This window comes from Bradyrhizobium manausense (assembly GCF_018130615.1).
Lineage (GTDB): Bacteria > Pseudomonadota > Alphaproteobacteria > Rhizobiales > Xanthobacteraceae > Bradyrhizobium > Bradyrhizobium manausense_A.
Genome location: NZ_JAFCKB010000001.1, coordinates 481115 through 506113 on the forward strand (window position 1 = coordinate 481115; position 24999 = coordinate 506113).

The window sequence follows — 24999 nt, forward strand, 5'->3', positions numbered from 1 at the left end:
TCTGCGGCCTCATCCTAGCCTGCCAAGTTACTTCGAAGAAACTGCCTGAGCGCATTCGGCGCTTATGCCTCGCGTGCTCTACTTGTTGCGTTCAGTGGCTAACATCAGCGCGGGTGTCGCAGCGCACAACAAGCCGATGCCGAGTTAGTTTCGATCGATTCCAAATTGCATTTGCCTCTCGCCGCGAACCCGATCATTCTCGCGCGCAAGGTGGGCGCCAGCCCGGTGGGCGTCTGCTGCTCAAGTTGCCGCCGTAAGCGGCTTCATGCACCGGCAGGGGAAGACGCCTATGCCAACGCTCACGATCAACGGGCGGAGTATGTCCGTGGATGCGGCAAACGACACGCCGCTCCTTTGGGCCATCCGCGAACAATTGCAAATGACCGGCACGAAATTCGGCTGCGGTGCCGGCCTGTGCGGTGCCTGCACCGTGCACGTCAACGGCGAAGCCGTGCGCTCGTGCCAGACCATGGTCGGCGATGTCGCCGGCAAGAAGATCACCACCATCGAAGGGCTTTCCGCCAAGGGTGATCATCCGCTTCAGAAGGCGTGGATCGCCGAGCAGGTGCCGCAATGCGGCTACTGCCAGTCCGGGCAGATCATGCAGGCGGCTTCGCTGCTGGCGAAGAACGCCAATCCGACCAAGGAAGAGGTCGTGGCGCATATGGACGGCAATCTCTGCCGTTGCATGACCTACTCGCGGATCCAGAAGGCAATCATGCGCGCCGCCACCGAGATGCGCACCGCATCCGCCGCCGGCAACGAGCGGAGGCCCACATGAATCAGCACGTGAAGAACGTCACACCCGAAACGACCGATCTCAGCCGCCGCTCCTTCCTGGTCGGCACGGCCGCGACAGGTCTCGTGCTCGGCTATGCCGGCGTGCCCGGTATCGGCGAAGCGCTCGCTGCGGCGCCGGCCAATTTCGAGCCGAGCGTCTGGTATTCGATCTCGCCGGACGGCCTGGTCACCGTGACCTGCGGCAAGGCCGACATGGGTCAGCACATCGCCTCCACCATGGCGCAGATCGTCTGCGAGGAGCTGGGCGCGAAGTGGAGCGACATGCGGGTCAACCTCGCCTCCAACGATCCGAAGTTCAACGACCCCGTGCTGGGGGCGCAAATCACCGGCGGAAGCTGGTCGACCATGATGAACTTCGAGGCGATGAGCCGCGCGGGCGCTGCCGGCCGCATGGCCCTGACGGAGGCCGCTGCCGCGGCCATGGGCTTGCCGCCCTACTTCAAGGACGAGCTCGTCGTCCGCGACTCCATGGTTTCGCACCCGAAATCGAAAAAGCAGATGTCGTTTGCCGACATCGTGAAGAGCGGCAAGGCGACCAAGACCTTCACGCCTGACGAGATCAAGGCGATCAAGCTGAAGACTCCGGATCAATACACCATGATCGGTGTGTCGGTGCCGCAGCTCGACATCCCCTCCAAGACCAACGGCACGGCCAAGTACGGCATCGACGTGATGATTCCGGGCATGGCCTATGGCGCGATCGTCACGCCGCCGGTGCGCTTCGGCGCCACGGTGAAATCGGTCGACGATTCGGCTGCGAAGTCCGTGCCGGGCTTCATCAAGGCCGTCATCCTCGACGACAAGACGCAGACGACGTCGGGCTGGGTGGTCGCGGTCGCCGGCACTTATGCCAATGCAAAGAAGGCGGCGGCAGCGCTGAAGATCAGCTATGAGGGCGGCCCGAATGCGAAGCTGTCGAGCCAGTCGCTGCTCGATGAAGCCAAGCGGCTTCAGGGTCTGGACGATTCCGGCCAGTTCTTCGTCAAGGACGGCGATCCCGCAGCCGCCCTCGGCACGGCTGCCAAGGTGCTGGAGGCGGAGTACACCACCAGCATCAACATCCACGCGCCGATGGAGCCGATGAACGCCACCGCGGAGTTCAAGGGCGACATCCTGCACATCTATTCCGGCAACCAGTTCGCGACGCGCTCCGGCGCGATTGCGGCAGGCGCGGCCGGGATCGATCCAAAATTCGTGGTGATGCACCAGATGTGGCTCGGCGGCGGTTTCGGCCGCAGGCTCGATGCCGACATGATGGTGCCGGCCGTGCAGGCGGCGAAGGCCGTGGGCAAGCCGGTGAAGGTGATCTACACGCGCGAGAACGACATGACGATGGATTTCTCGCGTCCGCTCACCTACCAGAAAGTGAAGGCCGGCGTGGACGGCGACGGCAAGCTCGTCGCGCTCAGCCACGACGTGGTCTCGGCCTGGCCGACCGCGCGCTGGGGAATTCCTGATTTCCTCACGCCCTCGGTCGACAAGAAGGGGCCGCTCGATTCCTTCACCGTGAACGGATCGGACTTCTTCTACACCGTGCCCAACCATCATGTGCGGGCGATCAAGAACGAGATGGCGCACAACGCCACTCCGTCGGGTCAGCTCCGTTCGGTGGCGCCGGGTTGGACCTTCTGGGCGGTCGAAAGCATGATCGACGAGATCGCGGCTGCGACCGGCAAGGATCCGGCGCAATACCGCATCTCGCTGCTCGACGGCGCCGGCAAGAACGACGGCGGCGCGCAGCGGCTGCGCAACACCCTGCTCGCGGCGATGGGCCTCGCCGGCTACGGCACCAAGAAGCTGCCGAAGGGCGAGGGCATGGGCGTGGCCTGCGTGTCGTCGCAGGAACGCGCGACCGCAAGCTGGACGGCTTGCGTCGCGCACGTCGCTGTCGCGCCCTCGGGCGAGGTGACCGTGAAGAAGCTCACGGTCGCAACCGACGTCGGCACGCAGGTGCATCCCGACAACATCCGCGCCCAGGTCGAGGGTGCGGCGCTGTGGGGCCTGTCGCTGGCGATGTACGAGAAGGCGACGCTGAAGGACGGTGGCATCGAGCAGACCAACTTCGACAGCTACAGGCCTTTGCGCATGAGCCAGATGCCGGAGGTCGCAGTCGCGGTGATCGCCAATGGCGAGAAGGCCACCGGCGTCGGCGAGCCCGCGGTGACGGTCGTCGCTCCCGCCATCGGCAACGCCATCTTCAATGCCAGTGGCGCTCGCGTCCGGGCGCTGCCGATTACGGCCGAGGCCGTGAAGGGGGCGATGAAGGCGTAAGGCGAGCTGCCATCGCGGAATGAGATGATCCGCCGGAGGGGTAGCCTCCGGCGGATTTTTTGCGCGCTACATCCCCACACTCTCCGTCATGCTTTGCGAAAGCGGGGCATCCAGTACGCCGCGGCTTCTCGGTTCAAGCCGCGCCATCTCGGAGTCCTGGATCGCCCGGTCAAGCCGGGGGACGACGGCGGGGTTAAAATCCCCTTTGTTTTCAAGGGCCCGTCTACTGTGCATGGGGTTGTTTTCGCGGTTCGGGTTCCGCGCATCCGTAAAATTGCGTGCAATTCGCCAAGGTTCCGTTGAGCACGCCTCTTAAGGGCCGGAGAACCTGATCCGGCTTAGGCTGACGCCGAATACACTCCCGTGCTCTTGGGGAAGCCATGAACGCGCCAGCCAAATCCGCCGCCAAACGCCGGCTTCTGCTTGCCTCCGACCGGAGCGATGCGAGCACCGAGCTCGCCAGCATCCTGAAGGCGGTCGGCGACGTTGCGACGGTGACGACACAGGAAATCCCTGAACAGCCGTCACGCGAACTCTCCGGCCTCGTGGTCGACATCAACCTGCGTTCGCCCGAGAGCGTACAGCGCGTGCGCAACAGGCTGCGCGGCGAAGGCTATCGTTCGATGCCGCGGCTGTTCGTGCTGGCGGACGCCCTGCACCACGGCACCATGCAGGCGTGGGCGCTGGGCGCCACCGACACCATCTCGCGGCCGCTGCAGCCCGACGCGATCCTGCAGCGCATCCGCGCCGCGTTCCCGGACACTGCGACCTATGACGCGACCGATCGCGGCAAGACGCTCAACCGCGGCGTCGAGGCGGCGCATGCGGTGCTGACGAAGATGTTCGAGAGGCTGCCGCTCGGCGTGCCCCTGACCTTCGACGACGTCGTCGCCGCCGAGAACAAGATCCTGAAAGCGATCAAGCACTCCTCGCTGCGCGAATGGCTCACCACCGTCGGCTGCCACCATGTCGGCAGCTACCGCCACTGCCTGTTCGTCACCGGCTTCGCGGTCGCCTTCGCGCAGCATCTCGGCATGCGCGAGGACGATCAGCGCCGGCTGACCCGCGCGGCGCTGCTGCACGATGTCGGCAAGGCCTTCGTTCCCTCGAACCTGCTCGACAAGCCCGGCAAGCTCACCGACGAGGAAATGGCCGAGGTCCGCCATCATCCGCGCCGTGGCTATGACGCGCTTGCGGCGCAAGGCGGCTTCCCGCCGGAGATGCTCGACGTCGTCCTGCATCACCACGAATTCCTCGACGGCTCGGGCTATCCGAACGGGCTGTCGTCGAACCAGATCAGCGACATCGTGCGGCTGACGACGATCGTCGACATCTATGCCGCCCTGGTGGAGAAGCGAGCCTATCGCATGCCGTTCACGCATTCGCGTGCCTTCACGATGATGGAAGGCATGGGCGGCAAGCTGGACCAGCAACTGCTGCAGGCGTTCCGTCCCGTGGCGCTGGGGTCGTTCTAGGCGAGATGCCGTAGGGTGGGTTACGCCTTCGGCTAACCCACCCTACAAAGTCATCCCACCATCTTCCGTAGCTCTGCCTTCGCCACCTTCTCCAGGGTCGAGCGCGGCATGTCGTCGACAAGGTGGATCTCGCGGGGCACCTTGAAGTCGGCGAGGCCTTCGCGGCAGGCCGCGATCACGCGGTCCGGAAGATCCGGTGCCGCGCCCGCGACACCGCCATGCGGGATGATGAAGACAACGGGCACCTCGTCCAGCATCGGATGCTTCTTCGCTACCACCGCGGCCTCGCGCACGCCGGGGACGATTGCGATCACCTGCTCGATCTCGGAGGCCGCGACGTTCTCGCCGCCGACCTTCAGCATGTCCTTGGCGCGGTCGCCGAACCTGATGAAGCCGTTCTCCAGGCGCTCGACGCGGTCGCCGGTGAGAAAGAAGCCGTGCCACGGCACATCGAGTCCGTCGGACGGGCCCACGATTCCGGTTGCGGTCCGTTGAATGGACATGACTCCCCCGTGCAGCCTGCATCCTGATCGCGGCTGCCTCTTGATGATTGCGTCTTACCGCCATCACACGGCGCGGCGGTGGGGAGAAGATCTAATCTGCGTACGACGAAATCTCGATCAGGCTACCATCCGGATCCCGGCAATAGACCGATCGCAACGTACCGCGCGCGCCCTGCTTGGGAACCGGGCCTTCCTCGATCGCAACTCCGTGGGCCTTCAAATGCGTCATGACCTCGTCGGGCGTCGAGGAGGTGAGGAAGCACAGATCCTCGCTGCCGGCGGTTTGGTGGTCGGCGGTGAACCACTCCAGCTTGTCGGCGTCGCGCGGCCGCACGTTGATCTTCTGTTGACCAAACTGCAGCGAGGTCCGCGGCGCTTTGCCGCCGCCGGGATCGAACACCTTGACTTCCATGCCCAGAATCTTGCGATACCACTCGGTGGTGACAGCGACGTCGGCGACGTTGATCACGAGGTGATCGAGAGCCTGAACCTTGACTGGCATGCCTTATCCTTTCGTCGCCATGGACGTTGCGCACTTTCCGCGCGTGGCGCGCTTTGTTACAACGCCGCTGCCGCGACTTTCAAGACAGCTGCTTTTCAAGAACAACACCTGGGAGAACCCTTGAGATGATCACCCGCCGTTCCGCGCTCGGCCTGCTCGCCGCCACCCCGCTTGCAGCCAGCCCGCTGTCGAAGGCCTTTGCAGCGGACTATCCGTCCCGGCCGGTGAAGTTCGTGGTCGGCTATCCGCCGGGCGGCGCCACTGACATCCTGGCGCGGCTGATCGGCCAGCGCCTGTCGGAAAAGCTCGGCCAGCAATTCGTGGTCGAGAACAAGCCGGGCGCCGGCAACAATATCGGCACCGAATCCGTGGTGAATGCCGAACCGGATGGCTACACCGTATTGCTGGTCAATCCGGCGAACTACATCAACTCCACGCTTTATGCCAACCTCAAGTTCAACTTCGTCCGCGACATCGCGCCGATCGCCGCCTTCCAGCGCGTGCCGAACGTGATGACCGTCAACAAGGACGTGCCGGCCAAGACCGTCGCCGAGTTCATCGACTACGTGAAGGCCAATCCCGGCAAGGTGAACATGGCGTCCTCCGGCAACGGCACTTCGGTGCATCTGTCCGGCGAGATGTTCATGGCGATGACCGGCTGCAAGATGCAGCACGTGCCCTATCGCGGTGCGGCGCCCGCGATCACCGACATGCTCGGCGGCCAGGTGCAGGTGATCTTCGACAACATGCCCTCGATCATCCAGCACATCCGCTCCGGCTCGCTTCGCGCGCTCGGCGTCACCACGGCGCAGCGCTCGCCGCAACTGCCCGATGTGCCCGCGATCGGCGAGACCGTGAAGGATTACGAAGCGAGCGCGCTGTTCGGCATCGGTGCGCCGAAGAATATGCCCAAGGACTTGATCGCCAAGCTCAACAACGAGATCAACACGCTCATGAAGGAGCCCGACATGACCAAGCGCCTGGTCGAGCTCGGCGGTGATCCGCTGGTCGAGACGCCGGAGGCATTCGGCCGGGAGATCGAGGCCGAGACCGCCAAATGGAAGAAGGTCGTCGAGTTCGCCGGCCTCAAGGTCGAGTAGCGGACTCGCGCGTGAGCGTGAACGGAGCCCCGCCGTAAGGCGGGGCTTTTTTCTTGGCGCCGGTTCCCACTTGACGGAACGGCGTTTGCGCCTATACTAAACCGTATGGTTAAGTATCGGGATGAGGCGCTCGATCGCACCTTTGCTGCACTGTCCGATCCGACGCGGCGCGCGCTGCTGGCGCGTCTCGGCGAAAAGGACAGCCTGTCGGTGAGCGAGCTGGCGACGCCGTTCGCGATCTCGCTGCCGGCGATCATGAAGCATCTCGATGTGCTCACCGATGCGGGCTTGATCGTGCGCGAAAAGACCGGGCGCACGGTCTCCTGCCGGCTCACCGCGCAGCCGATGGAGCAGGCGATGAACTGGCTCAATCGCTACGCGCAATTCTGGTCCGAAAGCTTCGACCGCCTTGCCGCCTTTGTGGAGGACAAATCATGGTCAATGCAGCCGCCAGTGCCGCCGAACGCGCAACCGAAGGTCCAAGCCTCACGCTCACGCGCCGGCTCCGTGCGCGGCCGGAAAAGGTCTTCGCCGCCTGGACGCAAGCCGCGCAGCTAGTGCAATGGTTCGGGCCTCCGAACATGAGGCCGGCGACGCTGAACGCCGAGCTCGATGTTCGTACCGGCGGCCGCTACCGTATCTCGTTCACCCGCGACGACGGCGAATATTTCGAGGCGGGCGGCATCTACCGCGAGGTCGTGCCAAACGAGCGGCTGGTCTTCACCTGGGCCTGGCATTCGACGCCGGAGCGGGAATCGCTGGTGACGATCACGCTGAAGCCCGACAGCGCCGGTACGCTGATGATCTTTCATCATGCTCAGTTTTTCGACGAAATCGCGCGCGATAACCATCAGCGCGGCTGGAGCTCGTTCTTCGACAAGCTCGACGCATTCGTCGCCTGATCCCTGTCAGAGGAGGACATCATGCAGCAACATCAGGTCGTGTCGCGCGAGCAATGGATCGCCGCTCGCAAAACCCATCTGGCGCACGAGAAGGAGTTTTCTCAGGCCCGCGAGCGGCTGGCTGAGGAGCGCCGCGCCTTGCCCTGGGTGAAGGTCGATAAAGACTACGTGTTCGACGGGCCCAACGGCAAGGTGACGCTCGGCGATCTCTTCAGGGGGCGCCCGCAGCTGGTGGTCCAGCATGTGATGTTTGCGCCGGATTGGGACGCGGCCTGCAAGAGCTGCTCCTTCTGGGTCGATGGTTTCGAGCGCATGGTGCCGCATCTGGCGGCGCGCGACACCACCATGGCCGCGATCTCGCTGGCGCCAGTCGAAAAGCTCGAGGCGTTCAAGAAGCGCATGGGCTGGCGTTTCGACTGGGTATCTTCAGGCGGCAACGCCTTCAACTACGATTACGGGGTCTCGTTCACGCGCGAGCAGATCGAGCAAGGTGTGCCGAAATACAATTTTGGTACCACGCCGTTCTATGGACCGGAGTTGCCCGGCATCAGCGTGTTCTTTCGCAACGAAGCCGGCGAGATCTTTCACACCTATTCCTGCTTCGCCCGCGGCCTCGACATGATGAACGCCGCGTATCAGTATCTCGATCTCACGCCGCTCGGCCGTCACGAGGAAGGTCTTCCCTATCCGATGGATTGGGTCCGCCTGCACGACCAGTACGAGCCGCAGGCGAGGGGCGCGTGCTGCCACGGGTGAGGGGACTCGGCCTACATCAAAGATGTCATCGCCCGGCTTGGCCGGGCGACCCAGTACTCCGAGACGGGAGTGGTCTGATCGAGAAGCCGCGGCGTACTGGATTCCCTGCTTGCCGCCTACGCTAAAGCTTCGGCGCCCCAAGATCTCAACCCCGGCGAAGCCTTGGCGTAGCAGGGTCGCGGGGAATGACAGCGGGGGTGACGCGGCAGCGCGCCTCGGCGCGCGGTAGCTACTTCTTCGCGTCAGCCTGCTCCGTGGCGTTGCAAGAGATCAGCATCGTATAGGCGCGGGCATTGCCGGCGATGTCGGTGGTCTTGAGTTCACCCTTCGGCTCGGTCGTCTGGTAAGGCACCACCGAATTGTCGAGGAAGTCGCGCAGCGCGCCGGTCTTGATGGCGAAATTGATGTTTTCGGGGATGCTGCCGGTTGCCGCGGCGACGCGCAATCCGTCGAGCTTCCCGGTGACGACGCCGACGACCTGACCGGTCGTGTCGAACAGCGGGCCTCCGCTGTTGCCGGGCTGCACGGGCGCGCTGATTTGCAGGAAGCGCGAATCGTTGCGCATGCCGCTGAGCGAGCTCACAATGCCCGTCGTCACGGTGAAGTCCGAGGTCAGCAATCCGTGGAACGGAAAGCCGATCGCGACGACAGAATCGCCGGACCGAATCGGGCGGTCACGGATCCGGGCGAAGTCCTTGAACGTCGCCGTCGACGGCGCCTGCAACAAAGCGAGATCGTTGTTGGCATCAGCAGACACCACGCGCAACACCATCGCGGATTCGCCGGTGAGATTGCCCTTGAGCTCGCTGCAACCGTCGATCACGTGGTTGTTGGTGACGATGTGCCCGCTAGCGCTGACCACGAAGCCGGTGCCGAAGCCGGAGCTACTCTTGGCCCCTCTGCCGGGCTTGCCGGTTGGCGGCGAGCCTTGCTTGTCTGCCGTAGCTGCTGGCTTAGCGGCACCTTTGGTGAAATCGCCGGCCTTGTCGAGCCCGTCAGCCTTCACCTTGGTCACGCAATTGGCCAAGGCCGCGATCACCGGCCCGGTCGAGGTCAGATCGAAATTCAGAACCGCACGGCCGGCTGTCGCCACCATCAGGCTCGCCTTCTGAAACGTGCGGACGACATTGAGCGGCATCACGGCCGTGAGCATGTTGGGCTGGTAGGCCGTGGCGAACAGCCTGGCCTGCTCCTGCCCGTCAAAGATTACGTCGATCGCTGCATTCTCGCCCTTGGTGAAGTGGTAGCCGGGACTCGCGAAGGCCAACGACCATGTGCCGGCGGCATTCTGGCTCACAACCAGGATGACGCCGTTCGCGTAGGGCGCGGTCGCTGCGCAATGGGAGAAGGCGCCGGTCTCGTCGTTGCTGAAGGCGCCGCCGATCCAGTTGCCGACATTGACGTTGCCGAATGGTCCTTTCGCCTGCGCGACGCCGGCAAAACTCACCAGTAACAGAACGACGGCGACAAACGATTTCAACCACATGACTTCCCCCGGGTCGCTAAGGCTGCATCCTATCTGCGCGGGCAGGCTCTGCGCAACCGCTAGTTGTCTGTTCGCGCCGGATGCTTTTCGCGGTGACTCTCAGGCTTGCTTTCACTTTGTGATGCGGTATACTTTGCGATACAAAGTTACTGGGTTGGTACGTGAACCGGGTGGAGCGGAGTTTTGGCGTTGCCAATGCGCGATCTCGACAAAGCGCTGGCCGACATCGTGGCGATCCGCAGTCAGATTGCGGCCGGCACCGCGTTCCGCGGCTATGGTTCGGCGACGATGGCCGCCACAGGCGTGGTCGCGCTTGTCACCGCAATCCTGCAGTTCTGGCTGCTCGGTGATCCCACGGGCGAGCCGCTCAGCTTCTTTCTCGGCTGGTTCTTTGCAGCTGCGCTGTCCGGCTTGGTGATCTGGATCGAGATGCGCGCGCGTTCGCGTCGTCATCATTCGGGTCTTGCCGACGCCATGATCCACCAGGCGGTCGAGCAGTTTTTGCCTGCGGGCGTCGCCGGCGTGCTGCTTGCAGTGGTGATGTGGAAGTTTGCCGCCGAGACGCTGTGGCTCCTGCCGGGCTTGTGGCAGATCCTGGTGTCGCTCGGCATTTTCGCGTCGGTCCGCTCGCTGCCGCGCAGCGTGGCGTTTGCCGGAGCCTGGTACTTCGTCTCGGGTTTTGCAGTCGTGGTGCTGGCGAGCCGGACCCACATGTTGTCGCCATGGACCATGGGACTGCCTTTCGTGATCGGCCAGTCGGTGATGGCGGCCATTCTGTATTTCGCATCCGGAGACAACGATGTCGAAGACTGACAGCGCGCCCTTCTCCTATGAGGGGCTCGACCGTGTGATCCACGAGAAGGCAAGGCTCGGGCTTCTGACCTCGCTGATGGCTCACCCGAAAGGACTTGCGTTCGCGGACCTCAAGCAACTCTGCGGCCTCACCGACGGCAATCTCAGCCGTCATCTCGCCGTGCTCCAGGAGGCAGGCCTGGTCGAGGTGACCAAGGGTTATGAGGGCAATCGCCCGCACACCACCTGCCGTCTGACCAAGACCGGCCGCCGCCGTTTCCTCGATTACCTCGCCGTGCTCGAGCGGCTGGTACGCGACGCCGCCAAGGCCGCCGGCCGCGAGGCACCGCCGCTCGGCCGCCTCGGCATTCTCTCGACCTGATCGTCCCCCTTTTTGACCGGAGACTTTGCAATGCAAAGTGACGTCACGTCTCACAACGAGAAGCTTCATGTCGGCATCATCATGGACGGCAACGGTCGGTGGGCGACGCGCCGCGGCCTGTCGCGCGTGCGCGGCCACGAGGCCGGCGTCGAGACCATCCGCCGCATCGTCGAGGCCGCGCCCAAGCAGGGCATCGGCACCCTGACGCTCTACGCGTTCTCGACAGATAATTGGCGCCGGCCCAAAACCGAGGTCGCCGCGCTGATGACGCTGCTGCGCTTCTATCTCGCCAATGAAGTGCAGAGCCTGGTGAAGAACGGCGTGCGGCTCAATGTGATCGGCCGCCGCGACCGCTTGCCGGACGGCATCGCCAGCGCCATCGCACGCGCGGAGGACGCGACCGCACACTGCAATACGTTGCATCTGCGCATAGCCGTGGACTATTCCGCGCGCGACGCCATCCTCAACGCGGCGGCGAAGGCTGCCGCGCTGACCAGCCTCACCCGCGAAGCCTTCTCGCAGCTCGTCACGGGCGAGGCTGGCTTGCGCGACGTCGATCTCATCATTCGCACCTCCGGCGAGAAGCGGCTGTCGGACTTCCTGCTCTGGGAAGGCGCCTATGCCGAGCTGCATTTCACCGAGCGGATGTGGCCCGAATTCGATGCAGGCGATCTCGCCGCGGCGCTCGCCTCCTTCCATGGTCGCGAGCGGCGCTTCGGCGGCCTCCAGGCCATCATGCCGGAGGAGGTGCCCTCACTTTCTCGGGCGTGATGCTGAGGCGCGGCCGAGCAAGAATTTCCGCGCCAGCTTTCGGACGATGTCTTCAGGTTCAGTCGGGGGATTGGGCTTCTTCACAGAAGTGGGACGGACGATCACGCCAACCAAAGCGGGAGCGAAAGTCCATGCGTGTTCTTCTCGTCAACGTGCCTCATCCCTCGATCGGAAGCCGGATTCCGGACGATCATCTGCCGCCGCTCGGCCTGCTCGCGATCGGCGGCCCACTGATCGATGACGGTCATACCGTGCGGCTGATCGATGCCGAGTTTGGCCCGACGCCGATCGCAGAGATCATCAGCGCCGCGAGCCGCTTCGCTCCGGATGCCGTGCTGTTCGGCCATTCCGGTTCGACCTCCGGACATCCGGTAATTGCAGAGATTGCGCAGGCACTGGTGAAGGCGATGCCGCGCGTTCTGATCGTCTATGGCGGCGTTTTCCCGACCTATCACTGGCGCGAGATTCTGCGTGATGAGCCCTATGTCAGCGCGATCGTGCGCGGCGAGGGGGAGGAGACCGCGCGTCGCCTGATGCGGGCGCTGGAATATGGCCACGATCTCGACGGCATCAGCGGCATCGCGTTCCGCGACGCCGCGGGCCCGCGCGCGACACCGCCGGCGCCTGTCATCGCCGATCTCGATGCCTATCGCATTGGCTGGGAATTGATCGATCACGCGCGTTACTCATACTGGGGCGGCCTGCGCTCGGTGGTGGTGCAGTTTTCGCGCGGCTGTCCGCATCTGTGCAATTATTGTGGCCAGCGCGGCTTCTGGACGCGCTGGCGCCATCGCGATCCCGTTCGCTTCGCCAAGGAGTTGGCGCGCCTGCACCGCGAGCACGGCGTCAAGGTCATCAACTTCGCCGACGAAAATCCGACCGTGTCCAAAAAGGCTTGGCGTGCCTTCCTGGACGCGCTGATTGCCGAGAATGTCGACCTCATCCTGGTGGGCTCGACTCGCGCCGACGACATCGTGCGCGATGCCGATATCCTGCATCTCTACAAGAAGGCGGGCTGGCAGCGATTCCTGCTCGGGCTGGAGAATACCGACGAGAAGACCTTGGAGCTGATCCGCAAGGGCGCCACCACCGCAACCGACCGCGAGGCGATCCGCCTGTTGCGGCAGCACGGCATCCTGTCGATGGCGACCTGGGTGGTCGGGTTCGAAGAAGAAACCGATCGCGATCACTGGCGTGGATTGAAGCAGTTGCTCGCCTACGATCCCGATCAGGTTCAGCTCCTCTACGTCACGCCGCATCGCTGGACGCCATATTTCCGGCTTGCCGCCGACCGCCGCGTGATCCAGCCGGATCGCCGCCGCTGGGACTACAAGCATCAGGTGCTGGCGACGCGCTACATGGCGCCGTGGCGCGTGCTGGTGTGGTTCAAGTTCACGGAGATGGTGCTGCAATGTCGCCCCAAGGCGATCTGGCGCGTGCTGTTTCAGCGCGATGCGGGCCTGCGTCACGCCATGCGCTGGTACACGCAGATGGGCCGCAGAGTCTGGCCGCACGAGATCCTCGAGTTTTTGCGGGCGCGACGGCTGCGATGGGGGCCGACGGTGCGGGAATTCTGGGGCGCGCCGCAGGATGCCGAAGAGCAATCGATGACGGCCGTGCGGCCGGAGCGGCGCGTCGGGAGGCGCGAGGCCGCATGAGTGCCGTCTCTGTGTGACGTGCAGCGCTACGGCATGCGCTGTTCGCTTTTGGCCGCAAGATTGGCGGCCACGTCCAAGCGGCGAAAGCGCGGCTTCGGCTAGGTCTGCTGTTCCCGCAACCTGTCGAAAGCCTCGCGCATGTCACAGCTATCTCTGGATGCAGCTGTCGAGCTGCATCAAGCCAAGGCAATGGTCCGCATCCGGACCGCCAATGCATCTGACGTCGAGGGCCTCTCGATCTATTTCACCGGTCTTTCCGCCACAACGCGCAACAAGCGTTTCATGGGCGCACGCGCCGACGTCGCGTTGCTTGCCGCCGAGTGCATCGCCAAGGTCAGCCATCCCAATCATTTCACCCTGCTCGCCGAACTCAGGCAGGAGGAAGGTCCGAGCACGATCATCGGCGAGACGCGATATGCCTATGACGCCGCCGCACGGCACGGTGATTTCGCCATCTCCGTGGCCGATGTCTTTCAGCGCACGGGCGTCGGCCTGCAAATGGTGACGGCGATGGAGCGGCGTGCCAGCGATCTCGGTCACGAGATGATCGCGGCCGAGACCGCGCGTACCAACGCCGAGATGCGCGGCCTTGCGAAGAAGGCCGGGTTTGCGGATACCGGCCTCGGAGACTGGCAGTCGATCCATTTCGCAAAGCGGCTGTCACGCTGAGGTCGCTTGCCGAAAGTCTGGGCGGGCGTGCGGTGGGCTCAAAAATCGCTGCATCTCCTCGCGCATCGTGCTCTACTATCTCCCAAGATGGGAGTATGCGGCGATGCGCGCGGTTCTGGATTATTGCACCGGTGGCACTGAGCGGCAGATCGCGGCCGGCACGCATCTGCTGACCGAAGGCGGCGCATCCGGCCCCCTTTACGTGCTCATGACCGGCAGGCTCGAGGTGCTCAAGGGCGACATGGTGGTCGCCACCATTGCCGAGCCCGGTGCGGTGCTGGGCGAGATGTCCGTGTTGCTGGGGCTGCCATACACGGCGACGGTGCGGGCTTGCTCCGACTCGGTTGTTTACGAATTCGCGGATGCTGCCTCGCTCCTCAAGCGGGAGCCGGAGGTCGCGCTGTTGATCGCGCGGATGCTGGCGCAGCGGCTCAATGCTGCCAACACTTATCTTGCCGATCTCAAGCGGCAATATGCCGGTCACGGCACGCATCTCGCCATGGTCGGCGAGGTGCTGCAGAGCATGATCAACCTGCCGCCGCTCGAGGTCTCGCCAGGCTCGGATCGGCAATCCGATCCAAGGATGTGAGCCAGTCCGGTGGCAGCTCGATAGTCGACGCCGGTCGCTTCAGCGCTGCATCGAGGCCGATCCACTGCGCCTCGCCCGCCGCCAGCCAGAACGCCTTGTTTTCATCCATATCGAGCACGAGGTATGACGGCGGACGTCCCGGTTGCAGGCCGGTATTGAACACCCAGGTCTCACCCAGCCGGTCGTACCACGAGCCGTCCGTGATGAAGGGGGATTGATGCACATGGCCCGAGATCACCATCGACGGCTGATATTGTGTGATCCACTGCACCAGCTCGACATCGCCGAAGAAACGTTTGCCGCCCCAGCTCGTCGGTGAATTGGCCGGCGGCGCGTGATGTGTCCAGATCCACCGCTGCGCGCGGTTGAGCGAGGCGTCGTGCAGCTGGTCGACGATGCGCTGCTTCACCAGCGGTCCGTCCCACCACGGGCACACCGTGAACAGCGTGTCACCGATGGTGAGATTGTCGCCGTCGCACGCGATGCCAAGCTCGCGCACCTCCGAGATCCAGCGCGAGATCTTCTCGCCCTCCGCATTGCGCTCGTCGAGGTCGTGATTGCCGGAGCAGAGAATGACCCTGGTCTGCGCCGCGATCAGTGCGAGGTATTTCTTCACCACCACGATCTGGGCGCGGAAATCGACCATCGAGCCGATGTCCAGCGCATCGCCTGCGAAGATCACGAGGTCGAATTGGGGCGCCGCGCTGACCAGCCAGTCGAACTGCGGCAGCGAGTAGTGCAGGTCGGCCACGACCAGGCAGCGCATCGATCATCCGTCGGAGAGAGGGCGAAATGTCCGGGAATTCCAAAATGCCATGAAGCAAGAAGCGGACCAGCGCGCCCGGGAGCATGCCGCGGCGTGTGAAATCGGGCAGAGTGTCGCAGGCTGGACCGGGCCGTCGAATTCTGATGTCGTGGAGCATCCTTCATCGCGGCTGTTCGTATGATTTCCTTCAAGACCATTCGTGCACGCGCCGAGAAGCGCAAGGGCGGCCCCAAGGCGCTGGACAGGCTGATGCCTGACAAGCCCGATCTGAAGGGCCTGGCAAAGCTCGGCGACGATCGGATCCTGGCCGAGATGACCAGGCGCGTGTTCTGCGCGGGCTTTGCCTGGAGCGTGATCGACACCAAGTGGGACGGTTTCGAAGACGCCTTTCTGCGCTTCCAGCCGGCCAAGCTCAGCTTCCAGCCTGAAGATTACTGGGAGGCCCTGCTGCGTGACGCGCGGATCGTGCGCAACGGCGCCAAGATCATGTCGGTGCGTGACAACGCCGCCTTCGTGCAGGAGATCGCGAAAGAGCACGGCAGCTTCGGCAGGTTTCTGGCGAAGTGGCCGCCATCCAACGAGATCGGCTTGCTCGATCTTCTGACCAAGCGCGGCAGCCGGCTCGGCGGCAACACCGGGCAGATGTTGCTGCGCTTCGTCGGCTGGGACGGTTTTGTCACCTCGAAGGACGTCGTCGCCTGCCTGCGCGATGCCGGCCTCGACATCGCCGAGGAGGTCAAGTCCAAAGGCGATCTCGCCAAGGTGCAGGCGCAGTTCAACGCCTGGGCCGAGGAGACCGGTCTGCCCTACACCTATTTGTCACGCATCTGTGCGCTGTCGGTTGGCGAGAACCGAAGCGAGTAGCGGAGGGGATGGTTGGCGCGGAAGCGAGTGGATCGTGGACATCATGTGGCGATCCCGCGACGTGAGCACGGCAGATGCAATGCGCGATCACGAAATGCATTTCCGAGGAACATTTGTGCGCAGCACCCGTTCGGGAATCTGAGCCAGGCGGCACAGGCGCGGGGAACGCGCGCGCTCCGGCCAAAAGACTTGGTTCATGCCATGAAACCCGACATGATGGAACGGAGCAGCTCATGAAGCTCACATCCGAACAGGTGAAGCAGACCGTTAACCAGCTCGGCGCGCAGGTGCTGCCCGACGAGCATCCCGCCATGCCCCAGCTCAACAGCATGTTCGGCGAACATACTTTCTTTGTCGACGAGATGGGATTGAAAGTCCTCGAGCCAACCCCGTCGATCAGTGCGGATCGCGAGACCGGCGAAGTCGTCAGCCTCGCCGACTGGAGCGATGCAGATCTGACGCGCCTGATGGCGCATGAGCCCGAGCCGACCGGTGTGATCGTCGTGTTCGAGCATGTCAGGCACTGAAATCTGCGAGGACGAGGGCCGCGTTTCGGCCCCCGTCCGGATGCTGCGAAAGATCAGTTGAGATCAGGGGCGGTCGAGCGGACGGCGGAGGTCGCCTGGGCCGCCGAACAGGCCGCGGAAGAAGCCGGCAATGCTTCCCCAGAAGCTTCCGCCGGCGATCATCTCGAGTTCGGTCTCCGTCAGTTCGCGAGCCATGTTCTGCATTTGCAATCTCCTCATGTCACATCGGGCGGATCATTCCGCGCGACACGAAGAGAATGTCGTCGACCACGCTGCGTCGCCGTGACGGAGACCACACAGGCGGCTAACCACCCCTGGGCGCCGAAGGGTGGTTGGAGCGGACGTACGACGCGTTGCTGATATCAGGACCCGATCAACGAAGGGCCGGCGCGATTGGTCGCGCGGCTCGGGCCTGTCCCGCCGCAGGTTGAACCTGTCAGCGAGGCCTTCAGCGACTCCAGGAATTTTCGAGCAGGTCGATCGTGCTCTTGATGGGCTCGGCTGGAATGACGCCAAGTCGCATCCCGTGCTGAGTTGGTCCCGGCAGTTGGATTTGCCCGGTCGGTCGGCGATAGGCACGGGAGCTGGCGCGGATCCGTTGGCCCTTGGCGGACGGGTTGCCCAATATAGCCATTGAACAATCGGAAATATTTAGAAGCAGAATAGGCGGCTTTGATGCGATACTCTCTCCCGTTCCTTTAACAACGACGATTTCGATCGGACCGCTGAATCGCATGTCGACCCTGGAAGCCGCGCTGCGAGGAGGGGCAGTCGTCATTCTTCTCTTCCGCGTGGCGATGGCTGCGCGCGACGCGCGGCGCAATCCCATCAGCCGCTATGTCGTATTGCTGAACTTGAGCATCGCGGCCTATATCGTCGACTCGGCCCCGGGCTTCGATGCGCTGGCTCTGCCGCTGCGCATGCCGGTCCATCTCGTCAGCGTCGTGATGCCGGCGGCGTTCTGGATGGTGGTGAGCGCCATCTTCGTCGACGAGTTTCGCCTGCGGTGGTACCATTGGGTCGGCGGCCTTGCGTTGATGGGGTTCGCGCTGGTCGACATGTTCAGGCATCCGATGTCGGTCGATGTGGCGCGCACCTGTCTGTCGGTGTCCTTGCTGCTGCTCGGCGTCTGGCACGTGCTGTCGGGGCGTGCGACCGACCTCGTGGAGAAGCGGCGAAGGCTCCGCGTCTGGTATGCGATGGTCACCGCGCTTTATGCACTGTTCATCATCGGCTCGGACTGGCTCTGGCCCGGGGGCCTTTCGGCGGCGTCGCTCAGCCTCGCCAACGCGGCCGGCCTGACGGCGCTGATTTTCCTGTTCGCCGTGCTGGGCACGCAGGCCTCGGCCGAGACGTCGCTGATTCCTGCGCCTGCGCTGGCAAGGACACTGACAAGCACGCTGGAAAGTCAGCCGGCCAGGATCCCGCGCAATCCGCCGTCCGCGGTGCTCGCGACCGAGCCCAATGCCGCCGAACTCACGGCACTGCGCCGCCTGCTCGACCACCACAAGGTCTTTCGCGAGCCGGATTTGAGCATCGCAACGTTGTCACAAAAGCTCGACATTCCGGAATACCGGCTGCGCCATCTGATCAACCACCAGCTCGGCCATCGTAATTTCAGTGCCTTCGTCAATGGCTACCGCCTGGCGGAGGCCGAAGCCGCGCTGGGCGATCCCGCGCAAGCCGAGGTGCCGATCCTGACCATCGCACTCGACGCCGGCTTCGGCTCGATCGGGCCCTTTAACCGCGCCTTCAAGGCGCAGACCGGCCTGACGCCGTCCGAGTACCGGCGCGCGCGTGCCGGCGGCGTCGCCGAAACTTGACCGATTCCCGGTTTTGGCTGGCCTTTTGCGGGAATCGGCCAGTCCTCGTTGAGGAATCGGCGCGCCACCGCGCTTTGTCGGTGCGATCCGTTGCCCCTGCAGGCGAGTCGTCTGTGGACACGAGGTTGACATGAAGCCGCTGATTTCCGTTTTGCAATTCGCTCTTCCCGCCGTGATCGCGATCGCGACGCTGGAGGGGCTCGTCCTGGCACTGGTGATGCGGCGCGACTACAATTGGCGCGCCTATTGGGCCTCGCTGGCCGATGCGCTCGGCCGGCAATATCTGGTTTACACCTTGCTGCCGCTCAGCATCGCGCAGCCGCTGGTCGACCTGGCCTGGAGCCACCGGCTGTTCACCGTGCCGCTCAATAGCGCGCTCTCGATGGTCGTGCTCGTGATCGCGCAGGATTTCAGCTATTACTGGTTCCATCGCGCCAGCCATCGCGTTCGCTGGTTCTGGGCGACGCATGCGATCCACCATTCCTCGAACGAGTTCAACCTCGCGGCGTCCTACCGCTTCGGCTGGACCGGAAGGCTGACCGGCGCCGCGGTCTTCTACGTGCCGATGATCTGGCTCGGCTTCGCGCCGGGGCCGGTGTTCATCGCCGCCGCCATCAATCTGCTCTACCAGTTCTGGCTGCACGCGGAGTGGATCCCGAAGCTCGGCTGGCTGGAATATGTGCTCAACACGCCGTCGCACCATCGCGTGCACCACGCCTGCAATGCGGAGTATCTCGACCGCAATTATGGCGGCATCCTCATCGTGTTCGACCGGATGTTCGGCACCTTCGTCGCCGAACGCGACGAGCTGCCGTGTCACTACGGCCTGGTGAAGCCGCTGCGCTCCAACAATCCTGTCATCATCGCGTTTCACGAATGGGCCGCGCTGGGGCGCGATCTCTGGCGCGCGCCAACCTGGCGTGCCCGGTTCGCCTGCCTGGTCGGCCCGCCCGGTGATGGTCCGGCGGTGCCGACGGCCGCGCCGGCCAAGGCGTACGATGGCGGTCAAAAGGTCGAGGCTGCAGCGGGATGAAATGGCGCACCGCGGCCGATGAAGACGGGCACTATTCCTTCGCCGTGGCGCTATGATGAAATGCGACATCGTCTGCGGCAGTGCCCAGCACCGCTAGCTGATTCGCCAGTCTGCCACGCGTCACTTTGACAATATCTCAAAAATGAGATATAAGCACAGCTGTGGCTTGGCAGGTAGAAATCCTCAACGAAACGGTCGCTGCGGAGATCGCCGGCCCTTCCGGCCGACATGCAGGCGCGGTTTCTGCGACTTGCGGAGTGCATCACCTCGGCCGGGCTTGAAAGCCTAAGCGAGCCGCATGTCAAACACCTGGAAGGGAAGCTGTGGGAGTTACGGCTGACAGGTCGTGACGGAATTGCTCGCGCGCTTTATGTCACAGCGATTGGCCGAAGGGTGGTCGTGGTTCGCGGCTTTGTGAAAAAGACGCAAAAGACTCCACGTTCCGAGATCGAGCTCGCGCTGCAGCGAGCAAAGGAGGTCAAATGACCATTCCGTTCGAAAAGCTCAAAGCTCGTCTCCTGGCCAATCCGAAGGTCAAGGCGGAGTACGACGCACTCGCTCCAGAGTTCGAGATTGCTGCCGAATTGCTCAGGGCTCGCCTGCGCGCAGGTCTCTCGCAAGCCGAACTGGCTGCCCGGATGGGGACCAGTCAGTCGACGATCGCCCGACTCGAAAGCGGTCAAACGCTTCCGAGCACGAAGACACTGCTGCGCTATGCCGAGGCTACCGGCAGCAAGTTCCACGTGCGGCTGTCGGCGGCTTGATGCGGCATTTGTCAGCGGCAGGATATGAAATCGTGCAAAATTGCAGATTGGCGCGCCACGGCCGATGAAGATGGGCACTATTGCTTCGCTGTGGCGCTATGATGGCGTGGCCGCTCACGCGATCCGGCCCGATACCCAGCGACGGGCTGCGACCTTACGCTACGCCTCATGGGCGGCTGTCCTCCCAATTTCGCGGGTGGTCCGGGGCTGCGGCGGTTTCGATCAATCCCGGGAACGGCACGTTGGAGCGTCCGAAGAGATCATCCGCACGCGCTATTCAAGACTTCGAGCGTACGTGCCCTTCATCAGGAGGTGGCTATAGAGAAGGATGACAACACCTGAGAGTCCTAGGCCAACCGCCCGCACGACCCAAAAATAGCGATCGATGAAAACAAGCCCGACTCGGTGGCCCGGTGTCCAAGCTTCGTAAGCCCAGACGCAGCCGATCAAGGCGATGCTCAACGCTGCCAGATGGAGCGAGGTCTCGCGATGAGGATGACCCACGCACCAGCGGACGAGGGTATCGTAGGCCTTCCACTGAGGCCAAAGAAACAAAAGCCAAAGCGCATATTGAATAGCAAAACGCCATTCGTGTTCAGCCAATAGCAGCGCTTGCCAATTGAGATGGAAGTTATTGGTGGCGAGCCAGGCCGCGAAGTCGGCGACAAAGCCAGATGGTCCGTTCAGCGCCAGAGCCAACGAGAAAAGGTAGTCATATAGCCCGGGGGCATGTCCTACAGCTCTCCAGTATGGCTCATCCGTTAGAACGCCAAATAGGCCAACGCTCGAAATGAGCAGGGCATTCAACGAAATTATCTTTCGGATCGACATCAGGTCTTGGAAAGTGGGCTCGCAGCCGAGCGTGCTTGGAACGTTACTAGCACAAATTCGCTCGGCGCAATTGGCCCGTGTGGGGACTCCAGATTTTTCTTCGCTCCGGGTCATTCGCGTCGATATTGCCTAGTCCGCCTTCTCGTCCGCTATCGACAATACCCAACCTTGCCGACCGAGAGCTGGGCACGGGGCACGGATCTCGACCGACTAGGACGGCTAGATAAAAGCGACGGTGTCACTCCGGGCCATCGGGGGTCGTAAGTATTTGTCTGCACATTGTTTTGGATGGCACTGCGGCGGCACCGTATTAGGCGGCCCGGTGCCGCTCGAACCAAGGAAGCATTCAAAATCAACGTTCCGAGCGCCATCGCTCGCAGCGTAGCGTCTTGTTGCGCATGTTTGGCATGATGCCTGCCGTGATCGCATGGGATGGCCGCTGCCGGACCAACGGAACGCCGTCAAGGCTCGCGCGTCCGCGACCGGCTCCGCCGGCTTGCGGCCTTGACGGCGTCCCGCTGGCCCGGCCCTTTGGCTGCCATGCGTTTATGGCTTGCTCTGTGCGATTGCGCACAAGCTGCAGAGGACGTGCGAGATCGGAGCGCTACCGCGTGACGCAGCGTAGACATCGGTCGTTCAGTGGATCGGCCAGACTTGCCACAGTGGCGCCATGGCTCCCCCTCACAAATCGCAGCTACGGCGTCCGCCGGACCGCGCCCCACTTGACGATCTCTACGACTATGCGCGTGCGCCCGCGCGTCCTGGTCAACGACGGGCCAAGCGCGCTTCGGTGCCATGGGCGGTGACGGACGACTGGCCGAAGGACGTGCCGGTGACCGAAACGGAGATCGATGTCTTCGAAGCTTGGTTCGGTGATCGTTCGGCGAGTTGTTTGGAAAGGGCTAAGGGGACATCACCATGGCTGCAACGGTTCGGGCGGCGCTCTACCTGCGGGTCTCCACGGGACGGCAAGCCGACAGCGATCTCTCCATCCCGGATCAGCGCCGCCAGGCGAAGGATTATTGTGAGTCGAGCGGCTTGGAGATCGTCGCCGACTATGTCGAGCCGGGCGCGTCTGCGACCGACGATCGGCGGCCGGAGTTCCAGCGCATGATCGACGCCGCGACGGTCAAGCCGACGGCATTCGATGTGATCCTGGTCCACAGCTTCAGCCGCTTCTTCCGTGACCAGTTCCAGCTTGAGTTTTATGTTCGCCGGCTTGCCAAGAACGGCGTGCGTCTGGTGTCGATCACCCAGGAGCTAGGCGACGATCCGATGAGCAACATGATCCGCCAGATCATGGCGCTGTTCGACGAGTACCAGTCCAAGGAGAACGCCAAGCACACGCTGCGGGCGATGAAGGAGAACGCGCGGCAAGGCTTCTGGAATGGCGCGCTGCCGCCGATCGGCTACCGCGTTGTGGAAGCCGCCGAGCAGCGCGGCCACCGCACCAAGAAGACACTGGAGATCGATCCCATCCAGGCCGAGACCGTGCGGCTGATCTATCGCCTGGCTCGGGAGGGAAACGGCTCCTCCGGCCCGATGGGCGTCAAATCGATCGCCAAGCATCTGAACGAATCCGGCATCCGAACGCGCGACGGTGGCCGCTGGGGCGTCGATGCCGTGCACAAGGTACTGACGCGCACGACGTATATCGGCCGCCACCGCTTCAACACCAAATTTTGGAAGACCCGCGAGCGCAAATCGGACGCCGAGGTAGTCGAAATGGTGGTGCCGCCGATCATCGAGGCCGCCGAGTTCGAGACTGTGCAGACGCTGCTTAAGACGCGCAGCCTCGCGATGAGCGCGCCTCGCATCGTCAGCGGCCCGACCCTTCTTACCGGTATATGCTTTTGCGCCGCCTGCGGCGGAGCCATGACGCTGAGGACCGGAAAGAGCGGGAGATACAGGTACTACACTTGCTGCACCAAGGCCCGGCAAGGTGAGACCGGCTGCAAAGGTCGCACCATCCCGATGGAAAAGCTCGACAACGTGGTAGCCGAGCACATCGAGCAGCGCCTTTTGCAGCCCAAACGTCTCGAGGAAGTTCTGTCGGCCGTCCTGCATCGCCGGAAAGAGCGCGGAGCGCCGAACGGCGCATATCGCCGAATTGCGCAAGCGTGCGACTGAGGCGGACGCCAAACTCAAGCGGCTGTACGACGCCATCGAGAACGGAATCGCCGACGTCTCCGACCCGCTGCTCAAGGAGCGCGTGACCGAGCTGAAGGCAGTCCGCGACCAGGCCCATGCCGACGCGAAGCGGGCCGAGGGTGCGCTGGATCGGGCTGGGCCGAGCATCACACCCCAGGCGCTCAAAACCTTCGCCAGCCAGGCCCGCAGGCGGATGCGAACCGAGTCGGGCGGCTACCGCCGCGATCACCTGCGCGCGCTGGCCCAGCGGGTGGAAGTGGACGCGAAAGAAGTTCGCATCATGGGATCGAAAAGCGCGCTTCTGCGCACGCTGGTCGCGGCTTCAAGCGCAAAATCGGCAGGTTTTGGAGTGCCCAGTTTTGTACCGAAATGGCGCACCCGACACGATTCGAACGTGTGACCTTTGCCTTCGGAGGGCAACGCTCTATCCAGCTGAGCTACGGGTGCAGCGAGGGTTCATGTAGCCGATTGGCGAGAGGTGGGCAACCGGTCTTGCCGCGACAATAGCCGCGCTTTAGGCCGATTTGCGCCGGGCGGGGCCAGGAACCTGACCATTGACCGGCCCATCGTCCCGGCCGAGGCCGGCGAACTCGGCCAGCACCCGCTCGGAGCAGACGACGCGGTTGCGGCCGAGCCGCTTGGCGGCATAGAGCGCCTGGTCGGCCGCACCCAACAGCCGGTCGGGGGCTCCGTCGGTCTCGCCGGGGACGTGACTGGCGACGCCGACACTGAGGGTGACGTGGTTGCCGGCCCCATGGGCGCCATGGGCGATCCGCAGGGCCATGACGGCACAGCGGATCTCCTCGGCGATGGCGCAGGCATCGTCGCAGCTCGTTTCGGGCAGGATCAGCGCGAATTCCTCGCCACCATAGCGGCTGGCAAGATCGAGCGGTCGCATCGCATGGCGGCTGACGACGCGCGCGACCTCGCGCAGGCACTCGTCGCCGGTCTGGTGGCCGTGCTGGTCGTTGAACAGCTTGAAATGATCGACGTCGACGAACAGCAGCGCCAGCGGCTGCTGCGTCCGCTGCGCGCGCGCCCATTCGCTCATCAGCATCTGGTCGAACGAGCGGCGGTTCGAAAGCCCGGTCAGCCCGTCCTTGGTGGCAAGCTCCTTCAGCGCCATCTCCGCGCGCTTCTGGTCGGTGAGGTCGCGCAGCGTCTCCACCACGGCGATCAGATTGCCGGCCTCGTCATGGATGGGGCCGGCGTCGATCGCGAGATAGAGCTGGCTGCCGAGCTTCGGCATCACGCACCAGTTCTCCGCGCTGAAGCCGAGGCCGTTGTGGCCGCGCGCGGCATATTCCGAATAGAATTCCGGCAGCTGCTCGGGCCGGTCGAGCGCGACCAGATCGGCGAGGCAAGGTCGCTTGGTCTCGTAGAAGGCCTGCCAATGCTTGTTGGTGCCGATCACCTCGGTGGCGGCAACGCCGGTCAGCCGCTCGCAGGCCCTGTTCCAGATCACGACGCGGCGCTTCGGATCGATCACGAAGGTCGGCACCACCAGATGCTGCATCAGCCGCACCGCGTAGGAATCGGCGACGTCGATAGCCTTGGTGGGAGCCGTGATACGCTTTGCCATC

The 24999-nt window shown here is 63.7% G+C and carries 27 protein-coding genes, 1 tRNA gene and 1 pseudogene; 21 read left to right on the forward strand and 8 right to left on the reverse strand.

Annotation, left to right across the window (positions count from 1 at the left end):
- Positions 1 to 289: 289 nt before the first annotated feature.
- The 3 genes from JQ587_RS02295 (at position 290) to JQ587_RS02305 (ending at position 4547) form a co-directional block, all read left to right on the forward strand.
- Positions 290 to 781, forward strand: coding sequence for a (2Fe-2S)-binding protein (locus tag JQ587_RS02295; protein WP_092231998.1), 492 nt, complete (start codon positions 290 to 292; stop codon positions 779 to 781).
- Positions 778 to 3072, forward strand: a complete 2295-nt coding sequence (locus tag JQ587_RS02300) for a xanthine dehydrogenase family protein molybdopterin-binding subunit (RefSeq protein ID WP_212424289.1) — start codon at positions 778 to 780, stop codon at positions 3070 to 3072. The genes JQ587_RS02295 and JQ587_RS02300 overlap by 4 nt, the downstream gene beginning before the upstream one ends.
- A 380-nt stretch (positions 3073 to 3452) precedes the next feature.
- Complete coding sequence (locus JQ587_RS02305; protein WP_212302087.1) at positions 3453 to 4547, forward strand: HD-GYP domain-containing protein; 1095 nt, start codon at positions 3453 to 3455, stop codon at positions 4545 to 4547.
- A gap of 50 nt (positions 4548 to 4597) precedes the next feature.
- Here the strand turns inward: JQ587_RS02305 and JQ587_RS02310 are convergent.
- Together JQ587_RS02310 and JQ587_RS02315 are read right to left on the reverse strand one after the other, a co-directional pair.
- Positions 4598 to 4987: pseudogene (locus tag JQ587_RS02310) on the reverse strand (AMP-binding enzyme); the annotation flags it as partial.
- Between the two features lie 154 nt (positions 4988 to 5141).
- Positions 5142 to 5552, reverse strand: coding sequence for a VOC family protein (locus tag JQ587_RS02315; RefSeq protein WP_212302088.1), 411 nt, complete (start codon positions 5550 to 5552; stop codon positions 5142 to 5144).
- Positions 5553 to 5677: 125 nt separating this feature from the next.
- Here JQ587_RS02315 and JQ587_RS02320 point away from each other — a divergent pair, with 125 nt between their 5' ends.
- The 4 genes from JQ587_RS02320 (at position 5678) to JQ587_RS02335 (ending at position 8310) form a co-directional block, all read left to right on the forward strand.
- A complete protein-coding gene (locus JQ587_RS02320) occupies positions 5678 to 6652 on the forward strand; it encodes a Bug family tripartite tricarboxylate transporter substrate binding protein (protein ID WP_212302089.1) in 975 nt (324 codons plus the stop codon).
- 105 nt (positions 6653 to 6757) lie between these two features.
- Positions 6758 to 7210, forward strand: coding sequence for an ArsR/SmtB family transcription factor (locus tag JQ587_RS02325; RefSeq protein WP_212424290.1), 453 nt, complete (start codon positions 6758 to 6760; stop codon positions 7208 to 7210).
- Complete coding sequence (locus JQ587_RS02330; RefSeq protein ID WP_349629470.1) at positions 7210 to 7554, forward strand: SRPBCC family protein; 345 nt, start codon at positions 7210 to 7212, stop codon at positions 7552 to 7554. Before JQ587_RS02325 ends, JQ587_RS02330 begins: the two co-directional genes overlap by 1 nt.
- Positions 7555 to 7575: 21 nt before the next feature.
- Positions 7576 to 8310: a DUF899 domain-containing protein gene (locus JQ587_RS02335; protein ID WP_212424292.1), complete on the forward strand. Its 735-nt coding sequence runs from the start codon at positions 7576 to 7578 to the stop codon at positions 8308 to 8310.
- Between the two features lie 229 nt (positions 8311 to 8539).
- On the opposite strand, the gene JQ587_RS02340 is transcribed toward JQ587_RS02335, so the two are convergent.
- On the reverse strand, positions 8540 to 9796 hold the full coding sequence (locus JQ587_RS02340) for a S1C family serine protease (protein ID WP_212424293.1): 1257 nt from the start codon (positions 9794 to 9796) through the stop codon (positions 8540 to 8542).
- Positions 9797 to 9991: 195 nt separating this feature from the next.
- Between JQ587_RS02340 and JQ587_RS02345 the strand changes: the two genes are divergently transcribed.
- The 6 genes from JQ587_RS02345 (at position 9992) to JQ587_RS02370 (ending at position 14657) form a co-directional block, all read left to right on the forward strand.
- On the forward strand, positions 9992 to 10609 hold the full coding sequence (locus tag JQ587_RS02345) for a hypothetical protein (protein ID WP_212424294.1): 618 nt from the start codon (positions 9992 to 9994) through the stop codon (positions 10607 to 10609).
- Complete coding sequence (locus JQ587_RS02350) at positions 10596 to 10970, forward strand: transcriptional regulator (RefSeq protein ID WP_212424295.1); 375 nt, start codon at positions 10596 to 10598, stop codon at positions 10968 to 10970. Before JQ587_RS02345 ends, JQ587_RS02350 begins: the two co-directional genes overlap by 14 nt.
- A 30-nt stretch (positions 10971 to 11000) precedes the next feature.
- Complete coding sequence (locus JQ587_RS02355; RefSeq protein ID WP_212424296.1) at positions 11001 to 11741, forward strand: di-trans,poly-cis-decaprenylcistransferase; 741 nt, start codon at positions 11001 to 11003, stop codon at positions 11739 to 11741.
- A gap of 131 nt (positions 11742 to 11872) precedes the next feature.
- The gene (gene bchE, locus JQ587_RS02360) at positions 11873 to 13399 is read left to right on the forward strand and encodes a magnesium-protoporphyrin IX monomethyl ester anaerobic oxidative cyclase (RefSeq protein ID WP_212424297.1); all 1527 of its coding nucleotides are present in this window, start codon (positions 11873 to 11875) and stop codon (positions 13397 to 13399) included.
- Between the two features lie 138 nt (positions 13400 to 13537).
- The gene (locus JQ587_RS02365; protein ID WP_212302098.1) at positions 13538 to 14068 is read left to right on the forward strand and encodes a GNAT family N-acetyltransferase; all 531 of its coding nucleotides are present in this window, start codon (positions 13538 to 13540) and stop codon (positions 14066 to 14068) included.
- 103 nt (positions 14069 to 14171) lie between these two features.
- Complete coding sequence (locus JQ587_RS02370; protein WP_212302099.1) at positions 14172 to 14657, forward strand: Crp/Fnr family transcriptional regulator; 486 nt, start codon at positions 14172 to 14174, stop codon at positions 14655 to 14657.
- Here the strand turns inward: JQ587_RS02370 and JQ587_RS02375 are convergent.
- Complete coding sequence (locus JQ587_RS02375) at positions 14596 to 15423, reverse strand: metallophosphoesterase family protein (protein ID WP_212424298.1); 828 nt, start codon at positions 15421 to 15423, stop codon at positions 14596 to 14598. The genes JQ587_RS02370 and JQ587_RS02375 overlap by 62 nt on opposite strands.
- Before the next feature lie 177 nt (positions 15424 to 15600).
- On the opposite strand from JQ587_RS02375, the gene JQ587_RS02380 reads away from it, so the two are divergent.
- Together JQ587_RS02380 and JQ587_RS02385 are read left to right on the forward strand one after the other, a co-directional pair.
- Positions 15601 to 16287: a DNA-3-methyladenine glycosylase I gene (locus tag JQ587_RS02380; RefSeq protein ID WP_212424299.1), complete on the forward strand. Its 687-nt coding sequence runs from the start codon at positions 15601 to 15603 to the stop codon at positions 16285 to 16287.
- A gap of 233 nt (positions 16288 to 16520) precedes the next feature.
- The gene (locus JQ587_RS02385) at positions 16521 to 16814 is read left to right on the forward strand and encodes a hypothetical protein (protein ID WP_212302102.1); all 294 of its coding nucleotides are present in this window, start codon (positions 16521 to 16523) and stop codon (positions 16812 to 16814) included.
- Positions 16815 to 16877: 63 nt separating this feature from the next.
- Here JQ587_RS02385 and JQ587_RS02390 read toward each other — a convergent pair whose 3' ends face one another.
- Complete coding sequence (locus JQ587_RS02390) at positions 16878 to 17018, reverse strand: ComC/BlpC family leader-containing pheromone/bacteriocin (RefSeq protein WP_212302103.1); 141 nt, start codon at positions 17016 to 17018, stop codon at positions 16878 to 16880.
- A gap of 530 nt (positions 17019 to 17548) precedes the next feature.
- Here JQ587_RS02390 and JQ587_RS02395 point away from each other — a divergent pair.
- The 4 genes from JQ587_RS02395 to JQ587_RS02410 all read left to right on the forward strand — a co-directional run bounded on the left by JQ587_RS02395 (position 17549) and on the right by JQ587_RS02410 (position 20434).
- Positions 17549 to 18637 (forward strand): helix-turn-helix domain-containing protein, encoded by a 1089-nt coding sequence (locus tag JQ587_RS02395; RefSeq protein WP_212424300.1) that lies wholly within the window; start codon positions 17549 to 17551, stop codon positions 18635 to 18637.
- Between the two features lie 130 nt (positions 18638 to 18767).
- Entirely contained in the window at positions 18768 to 19670 is a 903-nt protein-coding gene (locus JQ587_RS02400) for a sterol desaturase family protein (RefSeq protein ID WP_212424301.1), read from the forward strand.
- Positions 19671 to 19898: 228 nt separating this feature from the next.
- A complete protein-coding gene (locus JQ587_RS02405) occupies positions 19899 to 20156 on the forward strand; it encodes a type II toxin-antitoxin system RelE/ParE family toxin (protein WP_349629462.1) in 258 nt (85 codons plus the stop codon).
- Positions 20153 to 20434, forward strand: a complete 282-nt coding sequence (locus JQ587_RS02410) for a helix-turn-helix domain-containing protein (protein ID WP_212424302.1) — start codon at positions 20153 to 20155, stop codon at positions 20432 to 20434. The genes JQ587_RS02405 and JQ587_RS02410 overlap by 4 nt, the downstream gene beginning before the upstream one ends.
- A 273-nt stretch (positions 20435 to 20707) precedes the next feature.
- On the opposite strand, the gene JQ587_RS02415 is transcribed toward JQ587_RS02410, so the two are convergent.
- The gene (locus JQ587_RS02415) at positions 20708 to 21241 is read right to left on the reverse strand and encodes a hypothetical protein (protein ID WP_212424303.1); all 534 of its coding nucleotides are present in this window, start codon (positions 21239 to 21241) and stop codon (positions 20708 to 20710) included.
- 942 nt (positions 21242 to 22183) lie between these two features.
- Between JQ587_RS02415 and JQ587_RS02420 the strand changes: the two genes are divergently transcribed.
- Together JQ587_RS02420 and JQ587_RS37000 are read left to right on the forward strand one after the other, a co-directional pair.
- On the forward strand, positions 22184 to 23395 hold the full coding sequence (locus JQ587_RS02420) for a recombinase family protein (protein WP_349629463.1): 1212 nt from the start codon (positions 22184 to 22186) through the stop codon (positions 23393 to 23395).
- A complete protein-coding gene (locus JQ587_RS37000; protein WP_349629464.1) occupies positions 23376 to 23816 on the forward strand; it encodes a hypothetical protein in 441 nt (146 codons plus the stop codon). The genes JQ587_RS02420 and JQ587_RS37000 overlap by 20 nt, the downstream gene beginning before the upstream one ends.
- Here JQ587_RS37000 and JQ587_RS02425 read toward each other — a convergent pair.
- Together JQ587_RS02425 and JQ587_RS02430 are read right to left on the reverse strand one after the other, a co-directional pair.
- Positions 23787 to 23863: transfer RNA gene (locus JQ587_RS02425), tRNA-Arg, on the reverse strand. The genes JQ587_RS37000 and JQ587_RS02425 overlap by 30 nt on opposite strands.
- A 67-nt stretch (positions 23864 to 23930) precedes the next feature.
- Positions 23931 to 24998 (reverse strand): sensor domain-containing diguanylate cyclase, encoded by a 1068-nt coding sequence (locus JQ587_RS02430; RefSeq protein ID WP_212424304.1) that lies wholly within the window; start codon positions 24996 to 24998, stop codon positions 23931 to 23933.
- Between the last annotated feature and the right edge of the window lies 1 nt (position 24999).

What these genes read in the sequence shown, in the direction of transcription:
- JQ587_RS02295 (WP_092231998.1), top strand. Translation starts at nt 290, where the DNA reads ATGCCAACGCTCACGATCAACGGGCGGAGTATGTCCGTGGATGCGGCA.
- JQ587_RS02300 (WP_212424289.1), top strand. Translation starts at nt 778, where the DNA reads ATGAATCAGCACGTGAAGAACGTCACACCCGAAACGACCGATCTCAGC.
- JQ587_RS02305 (WP_212302087.1), top strand. Translation starts at nt 3,453, where the DNA reads ATGAACGCGCCAGCCAAATCCGCCGCCAAACGCCGGCTTCTGCTTGCC.
- JQ587_RS02315 (WP_212302088.1), bottom strand. Translation starts at nt 5,552, where the DNA reads ATGCCAGTCAAGGTTCAGGCTCTCGATCACCTCGTGATCAACGTCGCC.
- JQ587_RS02320 (WP_212302089.1), top strand. Translation starts at nt 5,678, where the DNA reads ATGATCACCCGCCGTTCCGCGCTCGGCCTGCTCGCCGCCACCCCGCTT.
- JQ587_RS02325 (WP_212424290.1), top strand. Translation starts at nt 6,758, where the DNA reads ATGGTTAAGTATCGGGATGAGGCGCTCGATCGCACCTTTGCTGCACTG.
- JQ587_RS02335 (WP_212424292.1), top strand. Translation starts at nt 7,576, where the DNA reads ATGCAGCAACATCAGGTCGTGTCGCGCGAGCAATGGATCGCCGCTCGC.
- JQ587_RS02340 (WP_212424293.1), bottom strand. Translation starts at nt 9,796, where the DNA reads ATGTGGTTGAAATCGTTTGTCGCCGTCGTTCTGTTACTGGTGAGTTTT.
- JQ587_RS02345 (WP_212424294.1), top strand. Translation starts at nt 9,992, where the DNA reads ATGCGCGATCTCGACAAAGCGCTGGCCGACATCGTGGCGATCCGCAGT.
- JQ587_RS02350 (WP_212424295.1), top strand. Translation starts at nt 10,596, where the DNA reads ATGTCGAAGACTGACAGCGCGCCCTTCTCCTATGAGGGGCTCGACCGT.
- JQ587_RS02355 (WP_212424296.1), top strand. Translation starts at nt 11,001, where the DNA reads ATGCAAAGTGACGTCACGTCTCACAACGAGAAGCTTCATGTCGGCATC.
- bchE (WP_212424297.1), top strand. Translation starts at nt 11,873, where the DNA reads ATGCGTGTTCTTCTCGTCAACGTGCCTCATCCCTCGATCGGAAGCCGG.
- JQ587_RS02365 (WP_212302098.1), top strand. Translation starts at nt 13,538, where the DNA reads ATGTCACAGCTATCTCTGGATGCAGCTGTCGAGCTGCATCAAGCCAAG.
- JQ587_RS02370 (WP_212302099.1), top strand. Translation starts at nt 14,172, where the DNA reads ATGCGCGCGGTTCTGGATTATTGCACCGGTGGCACTGAGCGGCAGATC.
- JQ587_RS02375 (WP_212424298.1), bottom strand. Translation starts at nt 15,423, where the DNA reads ATGCGCTGCCTGGTCGTGGCCGACCTGCACTACTCGCTGCCGCAGTTC.
- JQ587_RS02380 (WP_212424299.1), top strand. Translation starts at nt 15,601, where the DNA reads ATGATTTCCTTCAAGACCATTCGTGCACGCGCCGAGAAGCGCAAGGGC.
- JQ587_RS02385 (WP_212302102.1), top strand. Translation starts at nt 16,521, where the DNA reads ATGAAGCTCACATCCGAACAGGTGAAGCAGACCGTTAACCAGCTCGGC.
- JQ587_RS02390 (WP_212302103.1), bottom strand. Translation starts at nt 17,018, where the DNA reads ATGCAGAACATGGCTCGCGAACTGACGGAGACCGAACTCGAGATGATC.
- JQ587_RS02395 (WP_212424300.1), top strand. Translation starts at nt 17,549, where the DNA reads ATGTCGACCCTGGAAGCCGCGCTGCGAGGAGGGGCAGTCGTCATTCTT.
- JQ587_RS02400 (WP_212424301.1), top strand. Translation starts at nt 18,768, where the DNA reads ATGAAGCCGCTGATTTCCGTTTTGCAATTCGCTCTTCCCGCCGTGATC.
- JQ587_RS02405 (WP_349629462.1), top strand. Translation starts at nt 19,899, where the DNA reads ATGCAGGCGCGGTTTCTGCGACTTGCGGAGTGCATCACCTCGGCCGGG.
- JQ587_RS02410 (WP_212424302.1), top strand. Translation starts at nt 20,153, where the DNA reads ATGACCATTCCGTTCGAAAAGCTCAAAGCTCGTCTCCTGGCCAATCCG.
- JQ587_RS02420 (WP_349629463.1), top strand. Translation starts at nt 22,184, where the DNA reads ATGGCTGCAACGGTTCGGGCGGCGCTCTACCTGCGGGTCTCCACGGGA.
- JQ587_RS02430 (WP_212424304.1), bottom strand. Translation starts at nt 24,998, where the DNA reads ATGGCAAAGCGTATCACGGCTCCCACCAAGGCTATCGACGTCGCCGAT.